This window comes from Dokdonia sp. PRO95, from assembly GCF_000355805.1.
In the GTDB taxonomy this organism is placed as follows: domain Bacteria; phylum Bacteroidota; class Bacteroidia; order Flavobacteriales; family Flavobacteriaceae; genus Dokdonia.
In genome coordinates this window covers 2,542,535-2,554,269 of the sequence record NZ_CM001837.1, presented here as the reverse complement: position 1 = coordinate 2,554,269, position 11,735 = coordinate 2,542,535, and the positions used below count along the sequence as shown (strand labels likewise).

9 protein-coding genes are annotated in these 11,735 nt (G+C 34.8%); 6 read left to right on the top strand and 3 right to left on the bottom strand.

The window, feature by feature from the left end:
* Nucleotides 1–77: 77 nt before the first annotated feature.
* The gene (locus tag D017_RS11505; protein WP_035336645.1) at nt 78–1,175 is read right to left on the bottom strand and encodes a DUF3810 domain-containing protein; all 1,098 of its coding nucleotides are present in this window, start codon (nt 1,173–1,175) and stop codon (nt 78–80) included.
* Between the two features lie 939 nt (nt 1,176–2,114).
* Here D017_RS11505 and D017_RS11500 point away from each other — a divergent pair.
* The 4 genes from D017_RS11500 to D017_RS11485 all read left to right on the top strand — a co-directional run bounded on the left by D017_RS11500 (nt 2,115) and on the right by D017_RS11485 (nt 5,752).
* On the top strand, nt 2,115–3,716 hold the full coding sequence (locus D017_RS11500; protein WP_035336644.1) for an FMN-binding glutamate synthase family protein: 1,602 nt from the start codon (nt 2,115–2,117) through the stop codon (nt 3,714–3,716).
* 248 nt (nt 3,717–3,964) lie between these two features.
* Nucleotides 3,965–4,498, top strand: coding sequence for a hypothetical protein (locus tag D017_RS11495; protein ID WP_035336643.1), 534 nt, complete (start codon nt 3,965–3,967; stop codon nt 4,496–4,498).
* A gap of 18 nt (nt 4,499–4,516) precedes the next feature.
* Complete coding sequence (locus tag D017_RS11490) at nt 4,517–5,065, top strand: hypothetical protein (RefSeq protein WP_035336642.1); 549 nt, start codon at nt 4,517–4,519, stop codon at nt 5,063–5,065.
* A 219-nt stretch (nt 5,066–5,284) separates the two neighbouring features.
* Entirely contained in the window at nt 5,285–5,752 is a 468-nt protein-coding gene (locus D017_RS11485; protein WP_051583891.1) for a hypothetical protein, read from the top strand.
* Between the two features lie 150 nt (nt 5,753–5,902).
* Here the strand turns inward: D017_RS11485 and D017_RS11480 are convergent, their stop codons facing one another.
* Nucleotides 5,903–6,466 carry a DUF6642 family protein gene (locus D017_RS11480; protein ID WP_035338225.1) on the bottom strand — a complete coding sequence of 188 codons (564 nt, stop codon included), beginning with the start codon at nt 6,464–6,466 and terminating at the stop codon, nt 5,903–5,905.
* Nucleotides 6,467–6,866: 400 nt separating this feature from the next.
* On the opposite strand from D017_RS11480, the gene D017_RS15015 reads away from it, so the two are divergent.
* The gene (locus tag D017_RS15015; RefSeq protein ID WP_051583889.1) at nt 6,867–10,499 is read left to right on the top strand and encodes a PAS domain-containing protein; all 3,633 of its coding nucleotides are present in this window, start codon (nt 6,867–6,869) and stop codon (nt 10,497–10,499) included.
* A gap of 260 nt (nt 10,500–10,759) precedes the next feature.
* On the opposite strand, the gene D017_RS11470 is transcribed toward D017_RS15015, so the two are convergent.
* Nucleotides 10,760–11,074: a helix-turn-helix domain-containing protein gene (locus tag D017_RS11470; protein ID WP_035336640.1), complete on the bottom strand. Its 315-nt coding sequence runs from the start codon at nt 11,072–11,074 to the stop codon at nt 10,760–10,762.
* A 120-nt stretch (nt 11,075–11,194) separates the two neighbouring features.
* On the opposite strand from D017_RS11470, the gene D017_RS11465 reads away from it, so the two are divergent.
* The gene (locus tag D017_RS11465; protein ID WP_035336639.1) at nt 11,195–11,707 is read left to right on the top strand and encodes a lactoylglutathione lyase family protein; all 513 of its coding nucleotides are present in this window, start codon (nt 11,195–11,197) and stop codon (nt 11,705–11,707) included.
* Nucleotides 11,708–11,735: the final 28 nt, after the last annotated feature.

Here is an 11,735-nt window from a genome sequence, read left to right as displayed (position 1 = left end):
GAAAGTTTAGATCCTAAAGATAGCCACCGCGTTAACGTTCTATTAAGGTTTAGGAAACTTTTAAGAGACTTTTAACATCAGAATGTATCTGGAAAACGCTGATCATAGTTAACCAAGAGTGCTACCATATAACTATAGCTTTTTAATCCACCAGGCTGATTATTTGCCTTTAAGTAATTGCTGTAAAACATATCAAACAGTGGTTCTAGCGGATTATCCATGTCGTCCCAAAAGTCACGAGAATCTTGATAATTTACCAAAATACCTGGATTAAGACGTGCTTTCAATTCTTCTCCCAATTCCTTATCACGGCTGTACACATCATTGAGCGCATAACGCAACGCAAAAATACTTCCCGAATATTGAAAATATAAACTCTCGTTATTAAGTGTTGCCATAACCGCAATAAAGTTGGCTTCATTTTCCTTTGCAAAACCTAGCTGATGTGCCTGTTCATGAGAGGAAATCACTGGCCAGCGATGAGCCGGCACCATTCCATTAACTTGCGCCTCATTAGTAATAGGATTGAGATAACCACTATATCCCATTATAGACAGAGGGTATCGCAATAACGAATTCTTAATACTCTTGGGTGGGTAACTAAGCTTTGGGAACTGAGTTTTAAGCGTCTCGTAACCATTAAGCGTTCCGTTGAAAATTTCTTGCAAACAAGCATTTTCACTCCCTGCATTGCCACAATAGACCACGCGACTGTTTTTATCCTCGGCGAGTTGATTGTGGAGGTTATTGCTATTTGTAATTAGCTTCTCTGTAAGTTGGACTAGCTCTTCGGTGGTGTACTCATTATCGATACCTAAAGATTCGTGCAAGGGAAGCCTATTATAATTCATCCCCCAAAGCAAATTAAAAGCACCATACACTATCGAAGTAATGGCTAGTATTTTTAGAAGAAAGGTTTTAAATCCTCTAAACTTGTGTTTAATGAGTAGTACAATTTCGCGCAAAGCGAGCACAATAAGCACCGCATACATGATATCACCAAATGAAAACGGCAACCAGCCAAAAGCATAACGAGACGCCTTTGAAATGATAGGATACAATCCGTTGCTATAATAGGTTTCCACCAGCTCCGGATAACTCGCCAGATAGCGAACCAAGACCATCTGCGGGATGAGAAGTAAGCCAATAATTAATAAGGTTTTATGTTTTTTCAATGAAGATGTTCTCTTTATAGTCTTCCGTAAATTTATGATAAGTTATTTGATTTGTGAGAGCGTGGGTGGTTTGATGTACTTACTCGAACTCAAAAACATCTCCCCTAACCCCTCTTCGAAGAGGGGAATTGAACAGTTCTTTTTGCGCAGCAAAAAAAACTTAAAAACACAACAGTGTCCCTCTTTGAAGAGGGAGTCAGGGAGATGTAACTCATAACGCATAAAAATGGCTCACTCAAAATCAAAAACCTTTCCCCTAGCCCCTCTTCGAAAAGGGGAACTATAGAAGTTCTTTTTGCGAAGCAAAAAAACTTAAACCCCACAACATTGTCCCTCTTTGAAGAGGGAGTCAGGGAGATGTAACTAATAATATGTGCTCACTCAAACCCAAAAACATCTCCCCTAGCCTCTCTTCTAAGAGGGGTACTATAGAAGTTCTTTTTGCGCAGCAAAAAAACTTAAAAACACAACAGTGTCCCTCTTTGAAGAGGGAGTCAGGGAGATGTAACTAATAAGATGTGCTTACTCAAACCCAAAAACATCTCCCCTAACCTTATGCATTTCTCTCGGTCGTTCCTCCCTCGTCGGATGCAAGGAAGAGGGGAACTAAAGAAGTTCTTTTTGCGCAGCAAAAAAACTTAAACCACAACAGTGTCCCTCTTTGAAGAGGGAGTCAGGGAGATGTAACTAATAAGGTGTGCTTACTCAAACTCAAAAACATCTCCCCTAACCCCTCTTCCAAGAGGGGAACTAAAGAAGTCTTTTTTGCGCAGCAAAAAAACTTAAAACCACAACAGTGTCCCTCTTTGAAGAGGGAGTCAGGGAGATGTAACTCATAATCCATCAACCAAAACCTCCCCAGAGAAGTAAATAATAAACTTGAATTAAAATTTCAGACTACGAGATAGTAAATTGTATTTTAGTGCAAAAATTGAATAAATGGAAGGAGTACTCGAGTTTTTAGGTAATATCTCATGGTGGATGTGGTTGATTTTGGTAGTTGTTATTGTCGCTATACGAGATATATTTTTTAACAAAAAACATATCATCACGCGCAACTTCCCTGTTGTGGGGCATTTTAGGTATATGCTAGAGAGTATTGGTCCAGAATTACGCCAGTATATTGTGGCAAATAACCGTGAGGAACTTCCTTTTAATCGTATAGAGCGCGGGTGGATTTATGCTTCTGCCAAAAATGAAAATAACTACGAAGGTTTTGGTACCGACCGTGACATCAATCAGTCGCATTATATCTTTATCAATAATGCCATGATGCCATATAAGGTAGAAGAAAATCACCCCAATGCAAAAGACCCTTACTTCCTTGCATGTGCAAAAGTTATGGGTGCTGGTAGAAGGGCGCGTCCTTACAGACCTAGTTCTATTATTAACGTGAGTGCTATGAGTTTTGGTAGCCTTTCGGCGAAAGCTGTAGAATCTTTAAATCGAGGTTGTGCAAAAGCATACGCCTATCACAATACTGGTGAAGGCGGACTCTCCCCTTACCATAAAAAAGGCGGTGATGTGGTGTTTCATTTTGGAACAGGTTATTTTGGAGTGCGCACCGAAGACGGCGGATTCTCTATGCCAAAAATGAAAAAACTTGTAAACGAGAACCCACAAGTACGCGCCATAGAAGTAAAACTCTCACAAGGAGCAAAACCTGGAAAAGGAGGTGTACTCCCAGGATCAAAAATCACAAAGGAAATTGCCGAAATACGCGGTGTAGAAGTGGGTAAAGATGTACTCTCACCTCCTAACCATAAAGCATTTTCTAATGTACCAGAATTGGTTGACTTTGTAGAAAGTATTGCTCATGAAACAGGACTCCCAGTAGGAATTAAAGCTGCTATTGGAAAACTGGATGCGTGGCGCGAGCTAGCAAAAATAATGGCAACTACTGGTAAAGGACCAGATTTCATCACCATTGATGGTGGTGAAGGTGGTACTGGTGCCGCCCCACCAAGTTTTGCAGATCATGTGGCGCTACCTTGGGTGTATGGATTTTCAGATATTTATAAGATTTTTAAGGAGTACCAGCTCACAGAGCGCGTGGTATTTATAGGCTCAGGAAAGTTAGGCTTCCCGGCTAAGGCCGCCATGGCTTTTGCGATGGGTGTAGACTGTATCAATGTTGCCCGTGAAGCTATGCTTGCCGTAGGTTGTATACAAGCAAAGGTGTGCCATAACAACACCTGCCCTTCTGGTGTTGCGACTCAAAATAAGTGGTTACAACGCGGCATAGACATTCCAGATAAAGCAGAGCGCACACACTATTACTTTAAAAATTTCAAGAAAGAACTACTAGAAATCACTCGCGCCTGCGGCTACGAGCACCCTTGCCAGCTCACCATGGACGATGTAGATATTAACCTAGGAGATAAAAACCTTACCCAGACCCTAGCAGATGTGTATGGATACAATAAAGTAGCCGTACCCTTTAAAGGAGCCGCTACCCTCATGGCATGCCCAGATCTAGGAGGTAATTATAACAAAGCAGAAGTTGCAGACGAAATTGATATGAAAGACGTGCGTTATTAAAAGTACGCTTTCGCAAAAATGTGAACTCAAATCACATAATTGCATTAAATACTACCACAATAATGCGGAAAGTCATATGTAAAACCGAAAAAAATCATTTTACGAATAAGTTAGAAAAATAAGATTAAAAATATATCTCGAGGTCAATTTTATTTATTTGTATAGTATAAAAGTGTCATAAAATGGGTAGCCAACAGAATACTTAAACTTGTAAAGTTGACTATAAAACATTGAATAACCTTACACTAATGAAATCACCACCAGAACACTTCTTAAATCAAATTATCGGGCAGACTGTTGAGAGCGTGTATCAAGTAGATTTTAATGAAATTAGAGACACTCACCTACCATGGCTTTTATTTATAACATTTGAGCGTTTTGATAAGTATCTTGAAATTGAAGGCGGTTTTGATGGTGATCACATAAAACTAGATTTGAATGCCTTGTCGGAGCTTAACTCTAGACTTAAAGAAAGTGATTTCAAAGACTTTCCCGACTTATGGCAAATATATGAAGCCAGACAAACTGAAACCATTGGAAAGCTTATACATCAATCTATAGTAAAGTGCGAATATGGAATAGATAAAGATGAGTTTATGATAAATGGTAATATAGTAAATGGACAAAAAGACCTTTTTACATTTATACGCTTTTATTATAATAACAATTATATCACAGTTGCTGCAGGTAGCGCTGAGCTCTCTATTTTAGATAAAGATCATAACGACTTGCACTTTAAGGATACGTTTGACATCTATGTTGCTTGTGAACCCTCATCATAAGAACATTTCTATATATATATGATTAAACAATTATTAATAATATTTGGGATTCTATTCTCCTTAAATTCTTGTGAGCAAAACGAATCAAGAAAAATTGATGATGGCAGATTAAAAGAAGTTGTAAAAACAAAAGTACAAACTTCAGATTATAAACCTGTTAAGGTATCCTATATTGAAAATGATAGTTTGGTATTTTCTTTAAAATCTAAATTAGAAAAAATTGTACGTAATAAAATATTTGCGATACAGAAAAAGCCAATACAAAATAGACACGTTGATAATTTAGTGGATACTATTTTAACTCGAACGTTTGATAAAACAAAAATCACGTCTTATAGAGCAACAGATGAAGAATGGGTTTATTACGCTAAAATTGTGAATTCCGAATTTGAACTGAATGACTTTATAAAAATTGGAACCAATAAAAATATTCTTGAAAAATCACTTGGACAAGAAATTCTAAATGACACAGTAATAATTAGAAATTTAGAACAAACGTCAGTTTTCAAATTAATATTTCAATCTAAAAGATTAAAACTAATTGAATATAATGGGTATGTGGATTAAATTCGATGGCCTTAAAATAACTAGTCAACAATAATCCAAGTTAAACTTAGCTCTTACCATTATATTGGTTAGAATATTCTAGCATTGGAACTATAAATTAATAATGTGGTTTTAATAGTTCATTTTCTTTAGGTTAAACTCTCAATACCGTAACAAAACTGCTGATTGACGTACTAACTAATAACTATGTAAATCTCCAGAACATTATAAATTAATATCATGTATCCACTATCACTCACCAACCGCATATTATATGGCATTACCGTACTCATATCACTGGTGGTACTTATGGATTTTGCTTTGCCTGGAACTCGGTATTCGGAAGATGTGGTTTCCGTATCTAGAAACAAAGAAAAATATTATAATGCTGGCGGAAACTCCCATAACACCTATCGCGTCGTGACTCCTACTCGTCAGTTTTCGGTTTCAAAAGATGTTGCAACCACTTTGGAGGGTAACCGAATTGATTATGCGCTGTCTTTGCTTTTTAAAGAAGTTAATGAGTATAAGCTAGCCACGTCAGAGAAGAGCCACCTCTATTCTTTTAGAGTAGTTTCTGGGCTCGTGCTGCCACTGCTGGTCCTTCTTGCTATAGGCATCAGTTATGGCTTTAAAAAAGATTTAAGCACCTTGCTATTTGTATTTCAGGTATTAACTGCAGGGAATCTCGTTATGCTATTGCTTTAATACGCTCAGCCATTCGTTATAATTCGTCAATTCTAATAATGTCTAGTCTACCTTCTATTCTTGTTAATGTGTTGAATTAATGAAAAAATGATGTTGAATTGTCACACTTTCGCGAAAGCGTATTCCACAAAACTCTTCCTCAATTAACGATTAATAATACAATCTAAAATCAAGTAGTTTACAGAGTTTGTAATGTTTTTGAAACATCTCTTCTACCACTTCTTTAAAATCTTCATTCTCTTGAAACATATTAAAAAACACTCTATCTATCGTTTCTGTGCTCGATAATGTATTATTGCTAGATCCATAGCCAGAGATTGCACGAGCACCAGTTACGTCAAGAAAATATTGCGATTCTTCGTCAGTTAAGTCGAGTGCTTTTTTATTGGAAAAATGGATGATTTTACCTGTCATTCTTCCTTCAAATATTTCGGCAATTTCTTCAATGCTATAGTAATAATCATTGAGCATAATATTGTTAGCTTGGCCTGGCATTATGAGGTAGATGAGTTCATAATCTTTAAAATTATGGTCATCATACACCAGCGTATTTAAACTTTCCTCTAGCCCCTCAATGGTGTCGCAGGTCTTGTAAATACTTGCGATTCCTTGTTTTAGAGCAATATCTTCAAGTGTTGTCATCACTTCTGTGGCTACCTCCTGATCAACATCTGGAACGGCCTCTAGACAATAGATAAATTTTTCTGCTGCTATTGAGGGTATTATCTGCTCTTGACTATTCATTCATAACTCTTTATTTACTATTTACAAATCAGTTTATGATGATTTTTGAATAGTAATATTACCTGCAAAATTAAATCAAAATACCCCCTCTCCACTGTTAAAAATGGTCTCAAAACTGTGTAGTTATCCAATACATTTAAAGATTGATTTTTTAATGGATGATTAAAGTGGTGTAATCCATTATATTGCAACTAAAGCTACAATTTCAAAGAATTTAATATGGATTTTTTACGCTTTCGCGAAAGCATAACATAATCTTTTTAAATATTGTAAGTGCTATATAATTTATTTTTAATAGTTTTATTTATTAACTTAATAATAAGACTATTAGCTACCTAATAATAGATAAAAAGGCTAAAGTTATTACCGTATGGAATTAGAGAAAAAGCCTACTTATCAAGAATTAGAAAAACAAATAGAGAGATTAAAGTCTGAAAGTAACAACGTTTACAAGACGCTATTTGATAACTCAACTATTTCTATTTGGAATGAAGATTTTACGTTAATATATGAAGAAATTGAGAGGCTTAGAGATAGTGGCGTTTCTAATATCAAGAAATATTTAAAGAAAAATCCAGATGCTTTATTATCTTTTATTAATAAGGTAAAAATTAATAGTGTTAATACGGCTACTTTAAAACTATTTAAAGCAGAAAATAATCAAGCATTTTTTAACAACCTACAAAATACCTTCGGTCGTGGAGCAAATAAAGTATTTATACGACTTATAGCGGCAATATGGAAAAATAATAAAACATTTACTTCTGAGGTAAATTACAAAACCTTAGAGGGTGATGAGTTTAAAGCTTTGTTTTCTATACGTATACCTCAAACTTTATTAGAACAAAAAGCTGTGCCTATCACTATCCAAGATATTACTGAACTAAAAGCAGTAGAATCTGCTAAGAAAGAATCCATTTTAAAATTACAACAGGCTCAAAAACTGGGAAAAATAGGTAGTTGGGAATGGGAGTGGAGTACAGATACAGCTTACTGGTCTGATGAGATGTACAATATTTATGGTGTCAAAAGAAAAACGTTTATTCCTACTAGTGATAATGTAAGAGAATTGATTCTTGAAGAAGATAGACCTAAAGTTAAGAGGGTGATTAAAAAGCTTTTCAGCGATAAAGCTATGGAACCATTCGAATTCAGAATTGTTAAATCTAATAGTGAAATAAGACACTTGAGTATTCTAGGCATAGAATTTATAAATGATAAGGTTTTTGGGGTAACTCAAGATATAACAGACAGAAAAATAATAGAAAGTGATCTTGATGAAGCACAAACACTTGCCAAAGTAGGTAGCTGGATATTTGATACAGAAGAAAGAAAAATGGAATGGTCTAAAGTGATGTTCCATATTTGGGGATTTGAGCCAAGCCATGGTACACCCCCATATAAAGTATTACTTGATCATATCCACCCGGATGATTTAGAATTATGGGATTCTTCTATAAAAAAAGCTAGCAAAAGCGGAATTCCATATGATATAGAGCATAGAATATGTCTTTCTGATGGAACACAAAAAGTCATAAGGTGTATATGTGAACCTGAAGTGTGTCCCCAAGGAAATGTCATTAGTTTAAAAGGAACCGGCCAAGATATTACTGAGCAAAAACTCATTGATGCAGAACTCATTGCGGCTAAAGTAAAAGCTGAAGAAAGTAAAAATCATCTAAATAATATTATTGATAATATAGGAGATCCCGTTTTTGTGAAGGATGACCAAAGTAGGTTGCTCATAGTAAATAATGCGTTTTGCACACTCTATGGTTTTGAAAGAGAAGATATTATTGGTAAGACTCTTGAGGAAAGATTTTCATATGTCGAGAGAAAGGATTTCCTTAATATTGACAAGCAACTTGTAAAAGATGGTAGAGAAAATATCACAGAAAAAACCCTTATAAAAGAAAATGGAGATACTAGAAGAATCTCTATAAGAAAAACAAGATTTGTAGATAACGATAATACCATTTTTATAGTAGGTGTAATACATGATATCACAGAACGCTATAAAACAGGAAATTTAATAAAACAGGCTAAAGAACGTGCCGAGGAAAACGAAGAGCGTTTCCGCATATTAATGCATAATCTAGAAGCTGGAGTTGTAGTTCATGCGCCGGATACTAGCATAATGCAATGTAATTCTAGAGCCTCTCAAATTCTAGGTATAGAAAAAAAATTTATTAAAGGAAAAGCCGAAACAAATATGGGCTGGAAGTTTGTAAAACTTGATGCTTCACCCCTACCTATTTCTGAATATCCAGTAAATAAAATTGCAGATACAAGAGAGTCTATTAAAAATCAAGTTTTAGGACTTGTGGGACGCGATGAGAAAGATATCATATGGCTTACTCTCAATGGTTTTCCGGTACTAAACAGAACTGGAGAAGTTAAAGAAATTGTTACCGTTTTCTTTGATATTACTGAGCAACGACAAAATGAAAAAGATAAACTAAGATCTAAGTTATTATTAGACAAAACAGAGAAAGAATTAAGTGATGCTCAATCCTTAGCCAAAATTGGCAGTTGGCTAGTAAAACCATCTTCTGGTATGAAGATGGAGTGGTCTAAAGAGATGTATAATATTTGGGGGTTTGACTATGACAAAGAATATCCTGATTATCAAAAGGTCGTTGATAGGGTTCATCCTGATGATATGACAATGCTAAAAAATTCCGTCGATAGTGCTATTAATGAAGGGATTACATATAATATTGAGTATAGGATTTGTGTTCCTAATCAACCACAAAAAACGGTGAGAGCTATATGCCAGCCTGTAATGGATAAAGATGGCAAAGTCTTAAGCCTTGCTGGAACTAATCAAGATATAACTCAACAAAAAGAATTAGCCACAGAACTTATAGAGGCAAAAGAGAAAGCCGAAGAAAGTGATAGATTAAAATCGGCTTTTCTTGCTAATTTAAGTCACGAGATGCGTACTCCTATGAATGGTATCTTAGGCTTCTCTGAACTATTGAGAAAGAAGAATATATCTGAAGAAAAAAGAGACAGCTATTTAGAACTCATAGAAAAAGAAGGCCACCGACTTTTGAGTTTCATTTCTAACATTGTAGATATTTCAAAAATTGAATCAAATACAATAAACATTGATTATTCTCATATCAATGTAAATACTGTTATTAATGATCTCTATTCAAAATATAATATAAAACTAGAAAATACAAGTATTAAACTTCAAGTAGAAAAAGGTCTAGAAGAAGTAGATAGTTTTATTGAAACAGATGAGAATAAGCTTGTTCAAATTATATCTAATCTCTTAGAAAACGCAATAAAATTTACCAAAGAAGGTGCTATTGAATTTGGCTATACTCTCAAAGGAAAAAATCTTCAGTTTTATGTGCAAGATTCTGGTATTGGTATAGATAAAGAAGAACAAAAAGACATTTTCAATAGGTTCACGCAGGGTAAACGTGAGCAAATACATAATCTTGGAGTAGGACTTGGATTGTCTATAGTAAAAGGTCTTGTTAATCTCTTACATGGTGAGGTATGGATTGATTCTGAAACAGGAAGAGGATCAACATTTTTCTTTACAATCCCATATAATAAGGTGGGTGTTAGTAAGGTTATTATAAATGAGGATAACGAGAACACACTAGACAATGGAGACTTTACTATCCTAATAGCCGAAGATGACAATTTGAGCTTTCTGTACATACAAGCCTGTCTTTCTGATTATAATTGCACAATTATAAGAGCTGTAAATGGAAAAGAAGCAGTTGAGATTGTTAATCAAAACTTTACTATTGACTTAGTGTTAATGGATATAAATATGCCAGAAATGGATGGTTATGAGGCGTTGCAAGAAATAAGAAAAACAAATAAAGACATAACTATTATCGCTCAGACAGGCTTGGCCATGTCCGGAGATAAAGAAAAAATGCTCAATGCAGGTTTTGATGATTATGTATCAAAACCCATTTCTACTACGCAACTCATTAACACGGTAAATAAACACTTAAAAGTAATAAGTTAATCAAGTGGCTAATTTGTATTTATAGTACAGCATATAATGATTTGAAAATCAATTAATACATGTAAATCCGCCATAGCTCTCTTTCTATTAGATACAAACATAAAAACTAAGAGTATACATTTCCACAACACGGCAGTTCTTTTATCCACCACAGTATCCTTTTACTATATTAAACTTCTCAAATCTGAAATATGATTATCAAAAAGTTTAAATACTATCCAATGTATCTTTATTTTAATTGATCAACAGAATTCCTATTACTATATATTTTGAGAATCTTTCTCTCCCCATGTATCAAGACTCCTTAAAATAGCTTCTAAGGAAGCTCCTCTCTTTGTCAGGCTATATTCTACTCTGGGAGGTACAACTGGAAAAACTTTTCTCGTAAGAAGCCCGTCTTTTTCTAGTTCACGTACAGTCTGTGTAAACATTTTATTAGAAATTCCTGGTACCTTCTTTTGTAATACACCAGAACGTGAGCCGCCCTCTAATAAATGAAATAACACAAGAGGTTTCCATTTGGTACCTATTAAATTCATTGTATAATTAAGCGGACATGCAATATTATGACTCATATATCAAAATTTAAACACCTTAAAATCATTATTTTACTCTTTTAGCACCCTATGTCACTTTTGGGTAAGTTATTGACATCAGGAACAATATAGTTTAATTTTGAAAAAAAAATAAAAATTATGAGCACTATAAAAAATTATCCAAAATCATTCTCTCACATTGGACTATCTGTTCCAGATATAAAAAAGGCAGTCGAGTTTTACTCAGAGGTAATGGGGTGGTATGTTATTATGCCTCCATCTACAGTCAAAAAAGAAAAAGAAACTGCCATAGGACAGATGTGTATTGATGTTTTTGGCGAAGATTGGAAAACCTTTGAGATAGCGCACCTATCTACTTCAGATGGTATAGGAGTAGAGTTATTTTCATTTCCCAATAAAGAGATGAAAACTCCAGAATTTAATCCCTTTAACACGGGATTATTTCACTTTTGCGTTCAAGATCCTAATATAGAAGAACTCATTCAGAAAATTGTTTCCTATGGAGGAAAGCAAAGAATGCCTATAAGAGCGTATTATCCTAAAGATAAGCCTTATAAAATGTGCTACGTAGAAGATCCTTTTGGAATTGTATTTGAAATATACACTCATAGTTATGAGTTAACATATTCCTCTGGTGCCTACACAGAATAAAACTCGTACATAGTTTAAAAACAAAAAG